This is a genomic window from Rhizobacter sp. P3_B12 (assembly GCF_056402895.1).
Map to the genome: position 1 here is coordinate 1 of NZ_JBFUGN010000021.1, position 20,171 is coordinate 20,171.

At 68.7% G+C, this 20,171-nt stretch carries 16 protein-coding genes and 1 pseudogene; 5 read left to right on the plus strand and 12 right to left on the minus strand.

Annotation, left to right across the window (positions count from 1 at the left end; all coding sequences use genetic code 11):
- The 4 genes and pseudogenes from AC1D01_RS02515 to AC1D01_RS02530 form a co-directional block, all read right to left on the minus strand.
- A pseudogene (locus AC1D01_RS02515) lies at nucleotides 1-1,499 on the minus strand (hypothetical protein); the annotation flags it as partial.
- Nucleotides 1,496-6,640, minus strand: a complete 5,145-nt coding sequence (locus AC1D01_RS02520; protein ID WP_477864524.1) for an FG-GAP-like repeat-containing protein — start codon at nucleotides 6,638-6,640, stop codon at nucleotides 1,496-1,498. The pseudogene AC1D01_RS02515 and the gene AC1D01_RS02520, both read right to left, overlap by 4 nt.
- Before the next feature lie 239 nt (nucleotides 6,641-6,879).
- Nucleotides 6,880-7,320: a hypothetical protein gene (locus AC1D01_RS02525; protein WP_477864525.1), complete on the minus strand. Its 441-nt coding sequence runs from the start codon at nucleotides 7,318-7,320 to the stop codon at nucleotides 6,880-6,882.
- A gap of 130 nt (nucleotides 7,321-7,450) precedes the next feature.
- Nucleotides 7,451-7,912, minus strand: a complete 462-nt coding sequence (locus AC1D01_RS02530; RefSeq protein WP_477864526.1) for a VOC family protein — start codon at nucleotides 7,910-7,912, stop codon at nucleotides 7,451-7,453.
- A gap of 142 nt (nucleotides 7,913-8,054) precedes the next feature.
- Between AC1D01_RS02530 and AC1D01_RS02535 the strand changes: the two genes are divergently transcribed.
- Entirely contained in the window at nucleotides 8,055-8,990 is a 936-nt protein-coding gene (locus AC1D01_RS02535) for a LysR family transcriptional regulator (RefSeq protein ID WP_477864527.1), read from the plus strand.
- A gap of 12 nt (nucleotides 8,991-9,002) precedes the next feature.
- On the opposite strand, the gene AC1D01_RS02540 is transcribed toward AC1D01_RS02535, so the two are convergent.
- From AC1D01_RS02540 to wrbA, 4 genes are all read right to left on the minus strand, one after another.
- On the minus strand, nucleotides 9,003-11,183 hold the full coding sequence (locus AC1D01_RS02540) for a xanthine dehydrogenase family protein molybdopterin-binding subunit (RefSeq protein ID WP_477864528.1): 2,181 nt from the start codon (nucleotides 11,181-11,183) through the stop codon (nucleotides 9,003-9,005).
- Between the two features lies 1 nt (nucleotide 11,184).
- Nucleotides 11,185-11,658: a (2Fe-2S)-binding protein gene (locus AC1D01_RS02545; RefSeq protein ID WP_477864529.1), complete on the minus strand. Its 474-nt coding sequence runs from the start codon at nucleotides 11,656-11,658 to the stop codon at nucleotides 11,185-11,187.
- A gap of 16 nt (nucleotides 11,659-11,674) precedes the next feature.
- Nucleotides 11,675-11,998: a c-type cytochrome gene (locus AC1D01_RS02550; RefSeq protein ID WP_477864530.1), complete on the minus strand. Its 324-nt coding sequence runs from the start codon at nucleotides 11,996-11,998 to the stop codon at nucleotides 11,675-11,677.
- 241 nt (nucleotides 11,999-12,239) lie between these two features.
- The gene (gene wrbA, locus AC1D01_RS02555; protein ID WP_477864531.1) at nucleotides 12,240-12,839 is read right to left on the minus strand and encodes an NAD(P)H:quinone oxidoreductase; all 600 of its coding nucleotides are present in this window, start codon (nucleotides 12,837-12,839) and stop codon (nucleotides 12,240-12,242) included.
- Nucleotides 12,840-13,013: 174 nt separating this feature from the next.
- Between wrbA and AC1D01_RS02560 the strand changes: the two genes are divergently transcribed.
- On the plus strand, nucleotides 13,014-14,069 hold the full coding sequence (locus tag AC1D01_RS02560) for a helix-turn-helix domain-containing protein (RefSeq protein WP_477864532.1): 1,056 nt from the start codon (nucleotides 13,014-13,016) through the stop codon (nucleotides 14,067-14,069).
- A 29-nt stretch (nucleotides 14,070-14,098) separates the two neighbouring features.
- On the opposite strand, the gene AC1D01_RS02565 is transcribed toward AC1D01_RS02560, so the two are convergent.
- Nucleotides 14,099-14,593 carry a PIN domain-containing protein gene (locus AC1D01_RS02565; protein ID WP_477864533.1) on the minus strand — a complete coding sequence of 165 codons (495 nt, stop codon included), beginning with the start codon at nucleotides 14,591-14,593 and terminating at the stop codon, nucleotides 14,099-14,101.
- 76 nt (nucleotides 14,594-14,669) lie between these two features.
- Nucleotides 14,670-15,203, minus strand: a complete 534-nt coding sequence (gene ssb, locus AC1D01_RS02570; protein ID WP_477864534.1) for a single-stranded DNA-binding protein — start codon at nucleotides 15,201-15,203, stop codon at nucleotides 14,670-14,672.
- Nucleotides 15,204-15,403: 200 nt separating this feature from the next.
- On the opposite strand from ssb, the gene AC1D01_RS02575 reads away from it, so the two are divergent.
- A complete protein-coding gene (locus tag AC1D01_RS02575; RefSeq protein WP_477864535.1) occupies nucleotides 15,404-15,994 on the plus strand; it encodes a hypothetical protein in 591 nt (196 codons plus the stop codon).
- Here the strand turns inward: AC1D01_RS02575 and AC1D01_RS02580 are convergent, their stop codons facing one another.
- Nucleotides 15,995-16,513: a cupin domain-containing protein gene (locus AC1D01_RS02580; RefSeq protein ID WP_477864536.1), complete on the minus strand. Its 519-nt coding sequence runs from the start codon at nucleotides 16,511-16,513 to the stop codon at nucleotides 15,995-15,997.
- Between AC1D01_RS02580 and recQ the strand changes: the two genes are divergently transcribed.
- Both recQ and AC1D01_RS02590 read left to right on the plus strand, forming a co-directional pair.
- Entirely contained in the window at nucleotides 16,503-18,482 is a 1,980-nt protein-coding gene (gene recQ, locus AC1D01_RS02585; protein WP_477864537.1) for a DNA helicase RecQ, read from the plus strand. The genes AC1D01_RS02580 and recQ overlap by 11 nt on opposite strands.
- Complete coding sequence (locus tag AC1D01_RS02590) at nucleotides 18,479-19,270, plus strand: CPBP family intramembrane glutamic endopeptidase (protein ID WP_477864538.1); 792 nt, start codon at nucleotides 18,479-18,481, stop codon at nucleotides 19,268-19,270. The genes recQ and AC1D01_RS02590 overlap by 4 nt, the downstream gene beginning before the upstream one ends.
- Before the next feature lie 3 nt (nucleotides 19,271-19,273).
- Here AC1D01_RS02590 and AC1D01_RS02595 read toward each other — a convergent pair.
- A partial coding sequence (locus AC1D01_RS02595) for a hypothetical protein (RefSeq protein ID WP_477864539.1) occupies nucleotides 19,274-20,171 on the minus strand: 898 nt, incomplete at its 5' end.

Genomic DNA, 20,171 nt, shown 5'->3' on the forward strand with positions numbered 1-20,171 from the left:
CCCAGGCTGTCGTACACCCACTGCTGGCTCATGTCGGTGCTGGCGCTGGTCGCGCACAGCTTGCCGATGCCCATCGCGCAGTTGTCGTAGGTCCAGGTGCTGCTGTACTCCGGCTCCGTGCGCAGCGTCATCCGCCCGAGCACGTCGTATTGCATCGTCGTCTGCCCGCCACGCTGCGCCTGCAGCGGGTTCTGCTGCCTCACCACCTGGCCCAGCGCGTCGTAGCGGTACTCGATCACCCCGGCATCCGGGTCGGTCAGCTTGAGCTTGTTGCCCCGCACGTCGTAGACGATCTGCACCGTGTTCTGCAGCGCATCCTTCGTCGCCACCAGGTTGCCGAACGCGTCGTGCTGGTGAACGATCTGCGCGCCCAGCGGGTCGGTGATGCGGATCGTGCGTCCTTCGACGTTCTTCTCCTCGGTGCGCACCTGCCCGCGGTCATCGGTCGACACCACCACCAGCGCGCCGTACACCGAGGTCGTCACTCGCGCCCGGCGGCTGCCGCGGTTGCCGAAGCTCACGCTGGGCTGGCTGCCCTGGCTGTCGGCGGTGTAGATGCGAACCACCCGGCCCAGCGCGTCGTACTCGGTGCGCGACAAGCCCACGTCGGCGCTACCCGTGCTCGTCGACGAGCCGCTGTCCAGAAAGTACGGCTGCGTCTGCAGCACCACCTGGCCCAGGTCGCCGTACTCGGTGTCGGTGACGATCAGCCGGTTCGTGCCGCCGGGTTGCGTGGATCCGTCGAAGGCCTCGCTCACCTGCCGCAGCGCGCGGCCAGCTCTGTCCACGTACTTGCGGGTGAACGGTCCGTTCTTGACGCCCTCTGCACCGCTCGCGTCGCGCGGCTCCACGTGCGTGAACATCATCGCGTCGGCGGGGATCTCGGCCGCGCTCGGGCTCGGGCAGCTCGGGCTGTTGGTCGACGTGTCGCCTGCCGCGTTCACCCGGCCCGCGATGTAGCAATACGCCGTGATCACCCGCGTGCCATCCGCATGGATCTCGCGCGTCGCGCGTCCCGCATCGTCGTACTCCCAACGCGTGGTCAACCCGTTTGCGTCCGTCTTGCTCAGCACGGTGCCGAAGCGCGGGTCCACCGTCTGCGTTTCCTCCTGCTGCAATGCGTTCTTGCTGCTGCTCGGTGCCGTCCACCGGGGCACGATGGCGCTGATGCCGGCGACGGTCACCGTCTGCGCGCCATAGGTCGTCGTGGCGGAGCGTGGCGCGAACAGCGCATCGCCGCTCGCGCCGGTGCAGTTCTGCTGCGTCACCCCGGTGCGGTTGCCGGCATCGTCGTAGATGTACTTCTTCACCACGCACTGCTGCACGTCGCCGAGCTCGGTCGTCTCGGTGTCCACCAAGCCATCGGGCAAGTAGGTGAAGTTCTTCGTGCGGGCGTAGCTGAACGGGTTGTCCACGCCTGTCACAGGTGGCAACTGGGCTTGTGCATGGGCGGAGCTCACCGCCACCCACACGATTGCTGCGAACAGGTTCTTCTTCACAGGCAGGTCCCCTTCACGATGGCCTTGCTCGTCGTCTGGGTGCCGAACGCGTTCTTCACGCTGAAGTTCACCGTGCGAGCGGTGCATCGGTCGTAGATCCACTGGAAGGTGCAACTCCCCGGTGACGCAGCCACACTGCCGCCCAGCGTGCAGGTGCTCGTGCCGGGTGTGCCCGCGTCGCTCTGGGTCACCGCGGTGATCGCCTGCGCGGCGCTGTACGGGTTGGCCACCGTCAGCGTGATCGTCGTGTAGGTGGTCGTCGACGTCGCGGTCGTGCTCAGATTGAACAGCGCACCGGGGATCGTCTGCACCGTGCCGCTGGCCGTGGTCGAGCCATTCACCGTCGCGCCCACCGTGCTCGCCGTCTGGTTGAAGCTTGTCAGGCTGCCGGTGGCCAGCTGAACCGTCATGGTGCACGCCAGGCCAGGCGTCACATTGGTACAGCTGTTGCCCACCACACTCAACACGCCAGGCAARCCAGACAAGCCCGACAGCGCCATCGGCACGTTGCCGTCGTTGCGCCACGCGATCACGTTCTGCGGCACCGCCGAGTTCTGGTTCACCGTGCCATAGCTCAGGTTGCCGCCGACAAGCGTCGCAACCGAGCCTGTCAACGTGCCCGAGACCGGGGCCGATGCYGCACCCAAGGTTCCGCCAGTCGCCACCAGCGTCTGCGCACCTTGCGCGCCGATGTTGCCGCCCGTGCTCATCGACACCGTCACCACGCAAGTGCCGCCCGCRTCGACCGTGCAGCTGCCCGGTGCCATGCTGTACACGCCGCTGAGGCCCGACATCGAAAGCGTCACCGCCTGGTTGCCGCTGTTGGTGAAGCTCACCGTGCCGGAGGCTGCGCCGCCACCCTTCGTGGCGCTCAACGCACCTGCGCCGTTGCCGGTGACCGAGATCGCCGAGCCGTACAACGTGCCAGCCACCGAGGCCGACACCGCACCGGTCGTGCCGCCGGTGGCCGTCAAGGTCTGGCCGCCTTGCGCACCGATCGCACCGGCCGTCGTCATCGACACCGTCACGGCACAGCTGCCGCCCGCAGGCGCCACGCAACTGGCCGTGCTCACCGAGTACGGCGCACTCAGACCCGACATCGTGAGCGTCGCCGCCTGGTTGCCGCTGTTCGTGAAGGTGACCGTGCCGCTTCCCGCCGCGCCGCCCTTCTGCGCCGACAGGCTGGCGGCACCGTTGCCGGTCACCGCGATCACCGATTGCAGGCCCGTGCCGCTGAGTGCTGCGGACACAGTCCCCGCGCCTGTGCTGATGCTCAGGCCGCCGTTGCGCAGGGCGTTGGCCGTCGGTTGAAAGCGCACCGTCACCACGCATGCGCCGCCCACCGGCAACGAGCTGCCACAGGTCGTCGAGACGAAGCCGAAGTCGGTGCCGCTGACCGAGGCTGCCGTCGGCACCGCGACGCTCAGCGGGCCGATACCGGTGTTCGCCAGCGTCGAGTCCAGCGTCGGCGCGCCGCCGACGGCAACGTCACCAAACGCCAGTGCAGACAGGCTGCCCGAAGGTGCCTGGCCCGTACCCGAGAGCGCCACGCTCTTCACGCCCAGCTCGGTGTTGATGTTCAASCCGCCRCTGCGCGCACCCGCCGCSGTYGGYGWGAAGCTCACGSTCACCGTGCACGASGCAYYGGCTGGCARGCTCGCRCCGCAGGTCGTCCCCGCAAAGCCGAACTCGCTGCCCGACACCGCCGCCGCCGTTGGCACCGTCACGCCGATCGGCGTGCCGCCGGTGTTGCTCAGTGTCGCGGTGCCGCTGCTCGTCTGCCCGACCTGTGTGGTCGGGAAGGACGGCGCACTCAGCGTGGCCGCCGGTGCCGTACCGCGCGTGGCGGTCGCCCCCGGCGCGGTGCCGGCGCTCGCGCCGACGCTCGCCAGGTTGTTCGGCGCCGTGCGCAGCTGCGCGGCGCTTTCCACGCGGCCCAGGAACCAGCGGTCATCGCCGATGTCGTCATCGCGGTAGAAGTGGGTCGCCGTCTCGCTGATGACTTGCGCCACACCGCCGGCCGCACTGCCGCTGATGGTCGTCGTCACCACCTTCGGATCCCCGGTCTCGTTGAACGAGCTCGTCACCGTCGTGACGGGCATCGTGTCGCCATTCAGTTCCTTCGCCGCCTTGATGCTCTTGTAGGGATAGGGCCGCTGCAGCCTGACGCTGGCCGGCACCGGACAAGGCGCCCAGACGGTCGCAGCCGCCTCGGCGCTCGGCGTCGCGGACTTCTCGCAGTAGATGTTCGTCGCATCGCTCAGCAACACCGGCGAGCTCGCATCCAGCGCCCCACGCCAGGTCCGCACGCGTGCAGGCGAGCCGATGTAGGGGTGCACGTGCAGCACCTCACTGGATTGCGAGAGGGTGCTGCCATCGGGCACCTGCCGCTGGCTGCGCACTTCGCGGAAGCTGCGCGCGCCTCGCCCGTCGTGCGCGCCCTTGGCGCCGCTGTAGCGGAACTCGTCACGCAGCTTGCCGCTGCCGACACCGCTGTCGCGCTCGCTGCCGGCGATGACATAGCTCGCGTTCGTCACGTCGAACAGCGGGTACGCGGCCGCGTTCGGGCCTCCCCGGTCGTTGACGTAGCGGTTTCCGAGTGCGCCGCTGGTCGGGTTGGCCATCGACACCCAGGTCAGCGTGGTCTTCAGGCCTTGTGGCGAGGTCGCRCCGACCAGCAGGTCCGGCGGCAGCGACGAGCCGGTCCTCACGTACAGCTGGTTGCTGCTGCCGTCACCCGGCGATGCAGAGGCCTTCAGGCGCAGGATCTCCACGTCCCCACGGCCGGTGAAGTCGCCGGTCACGAAGGCGGCCGAGTTGTCGCTCTTCTGCAGCTGGTCGTTGGCGGTGACCAGGTTGAACGTGGTCGATGCACTGTAGGTGCCGTCGCCATTGCTCAGGTACAGCGCGTTCTTCGTCGGATCGTCCTTCCAGCTGAGGATGTCGTCGCGGCCGTCGCGGTTCACGTCACCGATCACGAAGCCGGCGGACGGGATGAAGTTGGCGCCGGTGCCGGTCCAGATCTGCGCCCAGAGGCCGGGCGTTTGGTAGTTGGACACCCGGAACAGACCCCTCGCGCCATTCGAGGCATTCAGCGTCGAGCCGAATTTGTCCAGGCAGTCGGGGCGGCCGTCGCCATTGATGTCCAGCGTCTGCTGGCAACTCACATAACTCACCGGCATCGGGTCGAACGAGAAGTCGCCGCGCGAGCGCCAGGCACGCTGCGACGACACCATCTCGCTGTCGGAGCCGATCGTCCCAGCCTCGACGAGGTCGGGCATGCCGTCGTTGTCCAGGTCGGCGATGTGCCCGGGCTGGCCCAGCGAGTACGGACCTTCCGGCGTCGCATAGAAGTTCCAGTGCGTCGCGTTGGTGAGCTGTTCGAGGAACCCGCCCTGGCCATCGCCCTTGAAGACGCGCGTGCAGGTCTTGTCCACACACGGATCCGTCGGGGGCCCGAACACGGTGGGCTGGAAGTCCAGTGTCGAGGTGACCACATCCAGCAGGCCGTCGTTGTCCAAGTCCAGCAGGTAGAAGGTGGCACCGGAGGTCCAGCCGAGCCACCCGACCTGCGCCTCGCCGTGCAGGAACTTCAGGTTGTCGCGGCTGACCGTCTCGGCCAGTGCCACGCCGGTGATGGCCTTGCGCGTGAAGCTGCCATTGCCGTTGTTAAGGTAGAGATCGCTGGTGCCGGCACACGCGGAGTTGCTCACCAGGTTCGTCGAGTTGGTGCCGGTGTATCGCAACAGGTCCGGCAGCCCGTCGCCGTTGAAATCGGCCACGCGCGTGCTGTAACAACCGCTGCTGTCGAAGAGCTTCTGGTCGCTGCCGGTGATGTTGAAGCCGCTCACCTGGCTGAACGTGCCGTCGCCATTGCTGAGGTAGAGCTGGTTCTCGGCCGGGTTGTCCGACCAGCGGATGATGTCGGTCCTGCCATCGCCGTCGAAATCGGCGGTGATGACGCCGTAGTTCGAGAAACGCAGGTTGTCGCGCAGCACCACCGTGCTCTGCATCGTCAGGGTCGCCAGGGTGCTCGCCGCGAACGCCGTGTTGCGCTGGTACGCGTCGCTGCCATCGGCGGCGTAGTCGAAGGTCTCCGGCGGGAAGCAGGCCGACTCGGCTGCTCCGATGCACTCGGTGAGCCGCTTCAGGCGGCTGCGGTTGGTCACCGGGCCGCTGTCGTAGGCGAGCCGCAATGTCTTCACCTTCAGCGGCGTGGTGTTCACGTTCACGAAGGTCTGCACCTGGGTGAGACGCTGCACGTTCAAGAGCTTGCTGCCSGCCACGTAGGCCTCGCGCCGCGCCTGCGGCTTGCCGGTGGKGGCGAGCGCCGGCAGGTCTTCGTAGCTGAACACCASCTTGTTGCCCGGCGCCTGYGTCGGCGTGCCGGTGTAGCGSAYCTCGCGCAGGCTCCAGTCGTGGCCCGTGATCGGCGTGCCGGCCACCGTGCCGCTGCCCCACGCCAATCCGTCGCGCTGCTGGAACTGGTAGTCGATGTAGTTGCCGCGCAGGTCGCTGACGCGGCTCACCAGCCAAGTGGTGATGACGCCGGTGCCTTGCGCCGTCACGGCCGCATCGGCCGAGGCATTGCTGTTGTTGCCGTACTCGTAGATCCGGCCGTCCTTGGTCCACACCTTGAAGTACGCCGGGGCATTGCCGCCCGATCCATAAGCCCGGATGCGCGCGAACGAATCGCGCTCGGTGCGGAACTCGCGCAGCAGGCCGCTGCCGCCTGCGCTGTCGTCGGTCTGCGGGAACGCCATCGCCACGCCCGTCGCACCCGTCTGGATCAGCCGCTGGCCATCGAGGCACAACTTGTCCGCCGCCGTGTTGTCGACGCCGCGGATGCGCCCGTCGGTCGCGAGATTCGCGCCGCAGCGCGCGATCGACGAGACGCCCGTCAGCGACCAGCCGTGGCCCACCGGCCCGTTGCCGTCACCGCCGTACGCCAGCGCGATGGTCGGCACCATGCCGGCAATGCCCGGCGGCACCGCGATCGGATGTTGATAGCCAGGCTGGCCATCCTGGCCGACTGCCAGCTGCGCCCACGCTGTCAACGAGAAAGTCGAGAGCGCCAGCGCGCCCACGCATGACACCACCAGGCCGCGGACACGCCGCGACGCTACCAAGATCAGTTCCAAGACAGTCCTCCCACACCGGTCGTCGACCGGCGCAATCCAATGACGGGTCAGGTGTTGTGTCGCCTTCGGCCCAGTGGGGCGCTGGCAACCCGCGCGGCAGTGGTCTGCCGCTGCGGTGCGCGCAGTCTAGCGATGCGGAAGGGGATTTTTCACGACAGGCCGAGTGATTTCATCAACCTTGAGGGGGTTCATTCGTACCCAGCGCTGGGGTACACCGGCCCGGTCAGCGGGCCGAGCCGTCAGGGCTTGGAGGCGGCCGCTGGTGGGGCCGATGCAGCAGGCTGGGCCGACACCGGCACGATCACGCCGGGCGCGAGCGAGATCTCGTCCTGCACGCGCACGCCGGTGATGTAGTAGCGGGTCTCGCCGAAGCAGCTGCCCGGCAAGCCGACCTTCTGCTCGTAGTGCAGCGCGACGCGCTTGCCCATCACGAGGTTGACCTTGTCGGCGGTGGCCTCGTCCCAGATCGTGAAGCGGAATTTCTCCGGCGTGCTGCCGGGCAGCGAGACCAGGGCCAGCTCACCTTCCCAGGTCTTGCAGACCCAGCCCTTGCGCGACAGCTGCTGCACCCAGCCGGCGCGCTCGCCGTCGGAGTAGCTCCATTTCACCGCGCCGAAGAAATACAGCACCACCAGGCCCACCAGGACCAGGGGCACCAGCAACCATTTCATCGCGCGCATCGGGCTTCCTCCGGAGAACAGGGCTGGCCGTGCGTCGATACGCGCGGCTCGTTGTGCTGCGCGGGGAGTCTACCGTGGCCGCTGCCCGGAACTGGGCGGAAGAAGGGTTCGGGTCATCGCGTTCTCCGGCTCACGAGACGACTTGCGCGAGCTCGATCAGGTTGCCGAAGGGGTCGGCGATGAAGGCCAGCCGGCGGCCGATGACCGGCAGCTCGAACGGCTCGGTGACGATGTGGACCTCGCGCCGGCGCAGCTCCGCGACGGTGCTCTCCATGTCGGCGACGTTGAGGCAGAAGTGGTGAAAGCCGGCCAGGCGCAGGCTGTCGCCGAGGTCGCTGTAGACGGGCTTGGGGATCGGCCGCGGCTGGCCGTCGCCGAGGATCTCGACGAAGAAGTCGTTGTCGGTCGCCGGGGCCAGGTAGGCGAGCCGCTGGTCGGCATACGGCCATTGGTGCACGACGCGGAAGTCGAGCTTCTCGGTGTACCAGCGGACGGCCACCTCGAAGTCGGGCACGCGCACAGCGACGTGGTGCCCCTTCATCGAGGCGAACGGGCTGGCCGGGCGGGTGGCGGGGATGTTGACGGTGGGCATGGTGGGGTCCTCGTTGATTCGGGGTGATGAAAACTGCGATGACCGAAGCGTAGGTTTGAGTCTCGCGAAAGAGAATCGACGCCACCGGGGTGCACTCTGAACCCCCACTTCATAATCGCGCGCCATCCACGGAGGGATCCCGATGAACCTGGAGCCGGTTGCGAGAGACAGCAAGCCGCCGATCAGCCTGCCCGGCCTGATCGCATTCGAGAGCGTGGCCCGGCACATGAACTTCACGCGCGCGGCCGCCGAGATGGACGTGACGCCGACCGCGATCTCGCGCACCGTGAAGCAGCTGGAGGCCTCGCTCGGCATCCGCCTGTTCAACCGCACGACGCGCAGCGTGGGCCTGACCGAAGCGGGCGCGCAACTGCTGGGCACGCTGGCACCGGCGCTCGAGCAGATCCGCCGCTCGGTGCAGGAGGTGGGCGATGTGTCGAGCGGCCCGCACGGACTGCTGCGCATCAACACCTCGTACGTGGCCTACGCGTCGCTGATCGAGCCGCACCTGCAGCCGTTCATGAAGCGCTTCCCCGAGATCACGCTGGAGATGACCGTCGACAACGGGCTGAGCGACATCATCACGGGCGGGTTCGACGCCGGCATCCGCCTGGGGCACGCGCTGCAGAAGGACATGATCGGCGTGCCGATCGGGCCGTTGCAGCGGCTGCTCGTCGTCGGGTCGCCGGCCTACCTGAAAGCGCGCGGCAAGCCGGCGAAGCCGGAAGACCTGTTGCAGCACGACTGCATTCGCCAGCGCATCGGCAACCGCAGCCAGTTCTTCGCGTGGCGCTTCGGCAGCGGCAGCAAGGCCGCGACGATCGAGGTGCACGGCCGCCTGGTGTTCAGCGAGATGCGCTGCACGCTGGACGCCGCGGCCCAGGGCCACGGGCTCGCGTTGGCCTTCGAGCAGTTCGCACGGCCCGCACTGCAGGCCGGCCAGGTGGTGCCGGTGCTCGAGAAGTTCACGCGCCCCGGCGAGTCCTTCTACCTGTACTACCCGAACCGCGGGCAGATGCCGGGCAAGCTGCGGGCGCTGATCCAGTTCATGCAGGCGGTGGACTGGAGCGCCCCTTGACGCTTGCCCGCCTCACGCCGACTTCAGCTGCGCGGTGTCGATCGGGAACGTGCGCAGCCGCTTGCCGGTGGCCGCGTACACCGCATTGAGCACCGAGGCCGCCACGACGACCGTGCCGATCTCGCCGACGCCCACCGGCGGCTGCTCGCTCGGCACGATGTGCACCTGCACCTGCGGCACCTCGCTGATGCGCAGCGGCTGGTAGTCGTGGAAGTTGCTCTGCAGCACGCGGCCGCGCTCGAAGGTGATGCTGCCGTACAGCACCGCGGTGAGGCCGAACAGCAGGCCGCCCTGCACCTGCGCCTGCACGCCGTCGGGGTTGACCGGCAGGCCGCAGTTCACCGCGCAGACCATGCGGTCGATCTTGAGGCTGCCGTCCTTCGCGACGCTGACGTCGGTGACCAGCACGGCATGCCCGCCGAAGGCCTCGGCCACGCAGACRCCGCGGCCTCGACCCGCCGCCAGGGGTTCGCCCCAGCCGGCCTGGGCCGCGGCCAGCCGCAACGCGGCGAGCGCATTGGGGTTCTTCGCCAGCATGCGCTCGCGAAAGCGCACCGGATCCACCTTGGCGAGCACGGCCAGCTCGTCGATGAACGATTCGACGACGAACACCTGGTGCGTCGGCCCGACGCCGCGCCAGTTGCCGGTCAGCAAGCCCTTCGGCGGCTCATGGCGCACGTACTCGATGTACTTGTTCGGGATGTCGTACGAGGAGCCCGCCATGTCGACCGCGTCGGCGTCRAGCCCGTTGGCGACCCACTGCGGCGCATAGCGGCCGATCACCGACGAGCCGGCGGTGCGGTGGCTGAAGGCCACCAGCTCGCCGCGTTCGTTCAGCGCAGCCGCCATCTCGTCGCGGAAGTACGGCTTGTAGGCATCGTGCTGGATGTCTTCTTCGCGGCTGAAGACGAGCTTCACCGGGTAGCGCACGTTCCTCGCGAGTTGCGCGGCCGTCACGATGTAGTCGACGTCGAGCTTGCGGCCGAAGCCGCCGCCCAGCAGGAAGTTGTGCACCGTCACCTGCTCGGGCTTCAGGCCCAGCGCTTGCGCGACCATCGCCTGCGCGCGGGCGGGCGCCTGTGTGCCGGCCCAGATCTCGCAGCGGCCGGGGGTCACGTGCACCGTGCAGTTGAGCGGCTCCATCGCGGCATGCGCGAGCGGAGGCACCTCGTAGACGGCGCTCAGCCGCTGCGCGCCGGCGGCGATGGCCTTGTCGACATCGCCCTCGCGCGTGGTGACCAGGCCGGTGCCTTTCAGCGCCTGCGCCAGTTGCTCGCCCCACAGCTTGCTCGAGAAGTCGGCCGACGGGCCTTCGTCCCACTGCACCTCCAACGCGGCCAGCCCTTTCTTCGCCGCGCCCTGGTGGTCGGCGATGACGGCCACCGCGGCTTCTGAACTGACGACCGCACGCACGCCGTTCACCGCCCTCGCCTTGCGATCGTCCATCGATCGGAAGCGGCCTCCGATCACCGGGCAGTTGGCCACCGCCGCGAACTTCATGCCTTTCACCTGCGCGTCGATGCCGAACAGCGCGGTGCCGTTGACCTTCGATGGCGTGTCCAGGCGGTGCACCGGGCGGCCGACGAGGCGGAAGTCGGCCGGCGATTTCAATGGCGCGTCCTTCGGCACCGGCAGCGTGGCCGCCTTGGCGGCCAGCGCGCCGTAGCGCAGCTGGCGGCCCGTGGGCACGTGCCGGATCGCGCCGTTCGCTGCAACACACTCGCCTTCGCCCACCTGCCAGGTCTGCGCGGCCGCGCTGCGCAGCATGGCCTTCGCGGTGGCGCCGGTCTGGCGCAGCACCTTCCAGGCGCCAGGCATCGAGCCCGACCCGCCGGTCACCTGGATCCCGTACAGCGGATGGCCGTAGCGCTTCTCGTCCGGCGGCGCCTGTTCCAGTTTGACCTTGGCGAGATCGACCTCGAGCTCCTCGGCGATCAGCATCGGCACCGAGGTGAACGTGCCCTGCCCCATCTCGACCAGCGCGACGACGATCGTCACGCTGTCGTCGGCGCCGATGCGCACATAGGCGTTGGGCGCGAACACCGCGGGCGCCGCGCGCTTTGCGGCCGCCGCATTCGCGTCGGGCAGGTGGAACGAGAGCACCAGCGCACCACCGGCCGCGGAGGCAGACGCGAGGAAGGAACGGCGCGACAGCGTGGCGCCATCATCCGCGACGGATTTCGAATCGTGCATGTCAGGCTTTCGGTGCGGCGAGTTCGCGGGCGGCCTGCTTGATCGCCTCGCGGATTCGCACGTAGGTGCCACAGCGGCAGACGTTGCCCGACATCGCGGCATCGATGTCGGCATCGGTGGGCGCCGGGTTGTCGCGCAGCAGCGCGGTGGCGGCCATGATCTGGCCGGACTGGCAGTAGCCGCACTGCGGCACTTCCTTGATCGTCCAGAGCTTCTGCACCTGGCGGCCCACGGCGGTCTGCCCGATGGCCTCGATCGTCGTGATGCGGCCGCTGCCGATCGATTCGACCGGCGTCACGCACGAGCGGATCGGCTGGCCGTCGAGGTGCACGGTGCAGGCGCCGCACAAGGCCATGCCGCAGCCGAACTTGGTGCCGGTCATGCCGAGCACGTCGCGGATGACCCACAGCAGCGGCGTGTCGGGGTCGACCTCCACGGGGCGCGGCGTGCCATTGATGTCGAGCGTGGTTTTCATCGCAGGTCCTTGGGCTTCATTTCGTCGCGAGGATCCAGGCGGCAAGCGCGTCCAGATCGGCCGGTTGCACCTGGGCCTGCGCCGGCATCGGGATCGCGCCCCACTTGCCCGAGCCGCCGGCCTTGATGCGGGCGGCCAACTGCTTCGCATCGACGCTGCCATCGGCGTACTTCGCAGCGATGTCCTTGAACGACGGGCCGACCAGCTTCCTGTCGATCTGGTGGCAGGCGGTGCAGGCGTACTTGCGGGCCAGGGCTTCGCTGGCGGACGCCGGTGCGGCCGGTGCGGCGAGTGCAAGGCTGAATGCGGCCAGGGCGGCAACGCGGATGAAGGAAGACATCGGGGACCTTTCGCGAGGAGGTGAATGCATGGCTGGGGCCGATCGGAGCGCAGTCTAGGGACGCGTCTCCTCGTCGGGTAGCGCTGTGCGCGCGATGGCGTGTGAACCGGATGTCGATAGTCAGCGCGCGGTGCGGCGGGTAGCGCCGCGGCAATCGTCGGCGGACGCGCTGACAGAGGCCTCGGCAGGGCGCCGAGGCCATTCGGCCGGCCGAGGGTGGCCGGCCGGGGAACGCGTGCGATCAGCGGGCCAGCTTGGCCGCGATCTCGGCGACGTGGCGGCCCTGGAAGCGCGCACCTTCGAGCTCATTGGCCGAGGGCTGGCGCGAGCCGTCGCTGGCGGCGATCGTGGTGGCACCGTACGGGCTGCCGCCGGTCACTTCGTCGAGCTTCATCTGGCCCTGCCAAGCGTACGGCAGGCCGACGATCACCATGCCCTGGTGCAGCAGCACGGTGTGCGTGCTGAGGATGGTGCTCTCCTGGCCGCCATGCTGCGTCGCCGTGCTGGCGAACACCGAGCCGACCTTGCCGATCAGCTTGCCGGCGAACCACAGCGGGCCGGTCTGGTCGAGGAAGTTCTTCATCTGCGCGGCCATGTTGCCGAAGCGGGTCGGCACGCCGAAGATGATCGCGTCGTAGTTCGGCAGCTCGTCGACGGTGGCGATCGGCGCGGCCTGGTCGAGCTTGAAGTGCGAGGCCTTCGCGACGGCCTCGGGCACGATTTCCGGCACGCGCTTGATGTCGACCGTGGCGCCGGTGCCGCGCGCACCTTCGGCGACCGCCTGGGCCATCGTCTCGATGTGACCATAGCTGCTGTAGTAGAGGACGAGAACCTTGGCCATGCTTGCTCCTGGTTGGTGGGCTGAGCGCATTCTGGGCGCCGGTGGCCGGCGCGGATTGCACGGGGGCGAACACAGGCTTCAAATCGGCTGAATGGGCGGCAATGCCCACTCGCTTCGCATCCGCCAGTTGACGAAATCGTCCAAGTACTAGAATTCGTCAACCACGGGGCAGACATGATCAACGATCAAATCCGCCGTGCGCGGCTGCTTCGGGGCTTCAGTCTGGACGAAGTGGCCCAGCGCATGGGCGACATCACCAAACAGGGCTTGAGCAAGTTCGAGAAGGGGCAGGCATTGCCGAACTCGACGCGGCTGCTGCAGCTCGCACGCGTATTCGGCGTGAAGCCGGAGTACTTCTTCCGAAGCGACATCGTGCAGCTGGCGCCCCTTGAGTTCCGCAAGCTCTCAAGCATGCCCAGGAAGCGCCAACAGCAGATCGAGGAGCGCGCGCGCGATGTGCTGGAGCGCTACATCCGCCTGGAGCAATGCTTCGGCGCGGACGACGCGGCGCAAGCCTCCTTGCAAGCGCCCCGCGCGTTCGAGGTGACCAGTGCCGATGAGGCCGAAGCCGCGGCAGAGCGACTGCGAGAACAATGGGCCATCGGAGGGGACGCCATCGCGCACCTGACCGAACTGCTGGAAGGCCATGGCATCAAGGTCGCATTGCTGGAACACGTCGACGATTTCGATGGCGCCTGCGCCGCCACGCATGACGAGCGCCATTTGCTCATCGCGCTCAATCGCGAACGACCTGGGGAGCGCATGCGCTTCACTGCTGCGCATGAGCTGGGGCATTGGGCAATGATGCTGCCCGACAACATGCTCGAAAAAGAGAAGGAAGGCTGCTGCCACCGCTTTGCCGGTGCCCTGCTCTACCCGCGCCAGCGCGTCGAAGCCGACTTCGGCACCCACCTGCGGCACCGCGTTCTACCCATTGAACTACTGAACGCCAAGCGACGCTACGGGATCTCGATGGGTGCTGCCCTGCGCCGGCTGAAGGATCTGCGGCTGATCTCGGATCCGGGCTATCAGTCCATGAACATCCAGTTCTCCGTCAACGGCTGGCGTTCTGCCGAGCCAGAGCCGCTGCTGCCCGAGCAGCCGCGCCGCTTTGAATCGATGGTCTACCGAGCCTTGGCCGAAGACCTGATCAGCCGCTCGCGTGCGGCCGAGTTCCTCCAATGCAGCATGGCCGAACTCGAGCCTGCTTTCACGGGCCTGCCGCGCTGAACAGCCCAGCGACAGGACCGAAGCCCGGCTCAGCCATTCCAGGCCGCCAGACGCTCCTCACAGGCTGAGGCTGGAAGGCGCGCACCACGCGCCAGCATGGCCCGCAAGCCGGCTGCGGCTCGCATACAAGGCGTCACGCCATGCGCCACCAACTGATCCAGAAGCCACAGGGCGCCATGCACCTGCAGTCCAGCTTGCTCAGCCAGGCTGCGCAGCCGCGCATCCCCCGTCAGCAACGGATGTTGCTGCTGACGGGCCACCCAGAAGCAGGACAAGTCCGCCAGCGAGATGTTGTCGTGCCGGACCCTCAATGCGAACAGCTCCGCCAGGACCTCTCCCGGCAGCGCCTCCACCACCAGCCCTCGCTCCATCAGCCCAAGCGGCGCCGGCTCATTGAGCTCCTGCACGACGAAATCGGTGCTGACGAAGGTGAATGGCAGCGTAAACAGCGCATCCAACAAGCCGGCGTGACTGAAGTCGATCCAGATGTTGGTGTCGCTGATGTAGACAGGCGGCGCGGGCATACCTTCCGAGCGGGCTCAGTTCTCGGCGGGGATGGCGGCTGGCGGGCTGTCCGATGTTGACTTGAACCAGAAAATCTCAGAACGGAATGTCGTCGTCCATGTCGTCGAAGCCGGTCGACGACTTCGCCGCCGGCTTGGTGGCCGCCGGGCGCGAGGCCGGTGCGGGGCGCTCGGCCCGCTCGGCGCGTTCCGGCCGATCGCTGCCACCACCACCGCCACCGCCCGAGGCGCCGCGGCTGTAGCCGCCACCGCCGCCGCCTTCTTCGCCGCCGCCATCACGGCCGCCCAGCAGCTGCATGTTGTCGGCAATGATCTCGGTGGTGTATTTCTCGGCGCCGTCCTTGTCCTGCCACTTGCGGGTCTTCAGGCGGCCTTCGACGTAGCACGAGCGGCCCTTCTTCAGGTACTCGCCGGCGATCTCGGCCAGGCGGTCGTAGAACACCACGCGGTGCCACTCGGTTTCTTCCATCTTCTCGCCGGAGGTCTTGTCCTTCCAGTTGCGCGAGGTGGCGAGGGTCACGTTGCAGATCGCGGCGCCGTTGGCGGAGTAGCGCACTTCGGGGTCACGACCCAGGTTGCCGATGAGGATGACTTTGTTGATCGAGGCCATGGAAAGCGGCTCCTGAAAAAGTAGAACGGGGGAATCCGGGGGACTGCGAGGGGAATGCCCGATTATCAGCGATGCATCTGGTCACGCCCGGGCAACGAAACTTCACACGGCCCAGGGTCAACGACGGCCGCACGCTGCCGTTGTCGGTGCAGGGTCGCGCCACTCTCCACCCCCACCCACCCTGAACCGGAGTCCACACCATGAAGCTCAACCTCCTGATCGGCTCGATGATGCTCGCCGCCAGCGCCGGCGCCTTCGCCCAGTCCAGCACCGCCGGCAGCGTCCAGCGCGACGTGAACCAGCAGGAACGCATCCAGCAGGGCCTGCAGAGCGGCCAGCTCAGCACCAAGGAAGCCGGCAAGCTCGAACGCGAGGAAAGCCGGGTCGACCACCTGCAGGCCCAGGCCCTGAAGGACGGCAAGCTCTCCACCGACGAGAAGCTGCGCCTGAACGCCGCGCAGAACAAGGTCAGCAGCGACATCGCCGCGGCCAAGCACAACGGCGTGAAKGGCAACCCGACCTCGGCCTCGTCGGAGCGGATGCAGGCCGACGTGCAGCGCAACATCAACCAGCAGAAGCGCGTCGAGGCCGGCGTGCAGAACGGCTCGCTGACGAACCACGAAGTGTCGAAGCTCGAGCGCGGCCAGGCGCACGTCGACCGCAAGGAAGCGGCGGCCGCCCGCGACGGCCACGTCGGTGCGGCCGAGGAGCGCAACATCCAGCACGCCGAGAACCGCCAGAGCCGCAAGATCCACCGCCAGAAGACCGACGCGCAGGTCCGCAAGGGCTGATCAGGGCTCGCCGTCCCAGTACTCCAGGTCCGTATCGGCGCGGTGCATCCGCCCGAAGCCGTACGGATCGCCCTCCCGCGTCGCCGTCGCCAGGTACTTGCCCGAATCGGGGTACTCCACCACCTCCGGGCTGTCCTTGGTGCTGATCGACAGGTACTTCAGCGGCGCATCGGATGTGTTGATGATCTGGTGCGGGTACGCCGGCCCCGGCGGGATGAAGACCACGTCGCCGGCCGCCAGCGCCAGGTGCTCGCCGGCCACGCGCAGCGTGCCCTCGCCCTCGAGCACGATGAACATCTCCTCCTGCGCATAGTGGAAGTGGTACGGGCAGCTGCGCTTGCCGGGTGGCACCACGTCGATGCTCGCGCCCAGCTTCAGCGCCGAGGTGCCCTTGGCCAGCCGCCCGGTCATCGAGTCGTACAGGGGTTCGCGCACATCGTGCGTGCGCGGGGTGGTCTCGAAGTTGCGGATCAACAGCTGCCGCAGCTGGTCGGCCCGCGGCGTGTGGATGTCGGTCATCGGCAGTCTCCTGGTGAAGGTGCAAGGGTGCCAGAAACCCGCCCGGAGCGCGCCGAGTAACATCGCGGCCTCGTCCGCCCCCTCCGCCCCGCCCGTGACCCCCGAACCCTCCACCGCACCGCTGCAGATCCTGCAGGAGGTGTTCGGCTACACCGCATTCCGCGGCGCCCAGGAATCCATCGTCGACCACGTCAACGCCGACGGCGACGCGCTGGTGCTGATGCCCACCGGCGGCGGCAAGAGCCTGTGCTACCAGGTGCCGGCGATCGCGCGGCACCGTGCCGGCCGCGGCGTGGCCCTGGTCGTCAGCCCGCTGATCGCGCTGATGCACGACCAGGTCGGCGCGCTCGAAGAGGCCGGCGTGCACGCCTCGTTCCTGAACTCGACGCTGACGCTCGACGAGACCCAGAAGATCGAGCGCGAGATGATGAGCGGCCGCCTCGTGATGCTGTACGCCGCGCCCGAGCGCATCACGACGCCGCGCTTCCTCGCGCAGCTCGATTCGCTGCACGAGCGCGGGCTGCTGAGCCTGTTCGCGATCGACGAGGCGCATTGCGTGAGCCAGTGGGGCCACGATTTCCGCGAGGACTACCTCTCGCTGAACGTGCTGCACGAGCGCTACCCCGGCGTGCCGCGCATCGCGCTCACGGCCACCGCCGACGACCTGACCCGCGCCGACATCATCGAGCGCCTGCAGCTGCAGGAGGCGCGCGTCTTCATCAGCAGCTTCGACCGGCCGAACATCCGCTACGGCATCGTCGAGAAGGACAACGCCCGCGCGCAGCTGCTGCGCTTCGTCACCGACGAGCACGAGGGCGATGCCGGCGTCGTGTACTGCCAGTCGCGCAAGAAGGTCGACGAGACCGCCGACTGGCTGAAGACCGAGGGCATCAACGCGCTGCCGTACCACGCCGGCATGGACGCCGACGTGCGCAAGCGCCACCAGGACCGCTTCCTGCGCGAGGACGGTGTCGTGATGGTGGCGACCGTTGCGTTCGGCATGGGCATCGACAAGCCCGACGTGCGCTTCGTCGCCCACCTCGACCTGCCGAAGAACATCGAGGGCTACTACCAGGAGACCGGCCGCGCCGGCCGCGACGGGCTGCCGGCCGACGCCTGGATGGCCTATGGCCTGGCCGACGTGGTGAACCAGCGTCGCATGATCGACGAGAGCCCGGCCGGTGAGGAGTTCAAGCGCGGCCAGCGCGCCAAGCTCGACGCGCTGCTGGCACTCGCCGAGGCGCACGACTGCCGCCGCGTGCGGCTGCTCGCCTACTTCGGCGAGGCGAGCCAGCCCTGCGGCAACTGCGACAACTGCCTGCACCCTCCCGCCACCTGGGATGCCACCGAGCCGGCGCGCAAGGCGCTCAGCTGCATCTACCGCTTCCACCAGAACCACGGCCAGCGCTTCGGTGCCGGCCACCTGATCGACGTGCTGCGCGGCAAGACCACCGACAAGGTGACGCAGTACCGCCACCAGTCGCTGTCGACCTTCGGCATCGGCGCCGACCTGAGCGAGGTGCAGTGGCGCGGCGTGCTGCGCCAGCTGATCGCGCTCGGCCACCTGCGCACCGAGGGTGAATACAACACGCTGGAGCTCGCGCCGAGCGCACGCGAGGTGCTGCGCGGCGAGGTGACGCTGCTGCTGCGCGAGGCGAGCGAGACGCCGAAGGCGCGCCGCGGCAGCACCAAGGGCAAGACAGGCAGCGCGAAGGGCGGGCGCGACAAGCCGCCGCCGGTGCCGCTGGACGACGACGGGCTGCTGCGCTTCGCCGCGCTGAAGGCATGGCGCGCCGAGGTCGCGCGCGAGCACGGGCTGCCGGCCTACGTGATCTTCCACGACGCGACGCTCGCCGAGATGGCGCGCGCGCAGCCGTCGTCGCTGGAAGCGCTGGGCCACATCAGCGGCGTCGGCGCGAAGAAGCTGGAGGCGTACGGCAGCGAGATCCTGCGGGTGCTCGGCGAATGAGCGGGCGCAGCCCCGAGACCCTGCCCTACGGGCTGGGCGCCGCGATCCTGACGGTGCTGGCCTTCGTGCTGCTGGAGATGCTGCTCGGCGGCGTGCTGATGGACCTGCAGGACACGCTGGCGCTGAGCGAGGCGCAGCTCGGCGAGCTGACGCGCGTGCTGGCCACCGGCATCGTCGTGTCGACGCTGCTCGCCTGGCGCGGGCTCACGCATGCGCAGCTGCTGCACGACGCGCCGGCACCGCCGCTGCACACGCTGCTCGCCAGCGCGGCGCCGTTGCTCGCCATGCTGCCGCTGCTGTGGTCGGTGAACGGCTGGATGGACTGGCTGCTGCAGTCGCTGCTGCCGCTGTCGGCCTGGGAGGCGGAGTGGTTCGCGCACGCGGTCGACGGCACGTTCGCGGCGACGCTGTCGGCCTGCGTGCTGGCGCCGGTGCTCGAGGAGATGCTGTTCCGCGGCCTGATCCTGCGCGGGCTGCTGCTGCGCTACCCGCCGTCCACCGCGATCGTGCACTCGGCCGCGCTGTTCGGCCTCGCGCACTTCAACGTCTACCAGTTCTTCGTCGGCCTCAGCACCGGGCTGGTGCTCGGGCTCGCGTACCAGCGCACGCGCTCGCTGTGGCCCTGCGTGCTGCTGCATGCGGCGTTCAACGGCGGCGTGCTGTGGATGGCGAGCGCCGACGGCCGCTGGCTGGCCGACACGATCGACAACCCGCTCGCGCTGCCGGTGGCGCTGGCCTTGTTCGCCTGGGGCCTGCGCCGCCTGCTGCGCCTGCCCTCGAAGCCCTAGGCCTCAAGGCTCCGCCGACTGCCCCGCCACCAGCACCGGCGGCAGCCACAGCTCGATCACGCCCGGGCGCGGCACCGCCGAGCGCCGCCGCTCGCGGATCCACACGCCGTCGATGCGCTGCGGCGTGACCCACGGCTCGCCGATGAAGCGCGACAGCGCCAGCGCGCACTCGCGGCCGGCCGGGTCGTGCAGCACGAAGGTCGGCACCGGCCACGGCACCGGGCGGCGCTGCTGGCGCAGCTCGGCATTGCGCGCCGCGTTGTCGATCGGCGCCACCTGCACCAGCACGTCGGCCTCCTGCTGGATTGCCTGGCGCAGCGCGCTCGCGGCCTCGCGCGAGGCCTCGTCGTAGATCTCGATGTAGAGCGTGCTGCGCTCGTCGCCTGGCCGGCAGGCGGCGAGGCTCGCCTTCTGCGGTGAGTCGACCGGGGCCGCCGCGACCGGTGGCGGGGGCACGGGCAGCTCCCCCTGCGCCGCGCTCGCGAGCTGCGACGCGCGCCCGGTCAGCGCCAGCCAGATGCGCCCGGCCGCCACCGCCTGCTCGGCGGGCGAGGTGCCGGGGTGCCAGTAGCTGAACGCGGTGTTCTCGGTCGGCGGCTTCTGCACCACCGCGCACAGGTCGTTGCGCAGGCGCTGGCTCGCGGCCACGCAGTCTTCGCTGGCGTCGGCATCCTTGCGGCATTCGTCGGCGATGCGGCCGGCCAGCCGCTCGACGCCGGCGCGCTCCAGTGGGCGCATCGCCGGGCTGCCGCGCAGGTCGAACAGCAGCGAGGCCTGCGTCACCACGTGCTCGGCCACCTTCGGGCAGCGGCCGTTGAAATCCTGCAGCGCCTTCGACACCTCGGTGAACAGCAGGCGCGCCTCGGTCTGCTGGTCGGTGCGGTTGCGCTGCAGCTGCTCC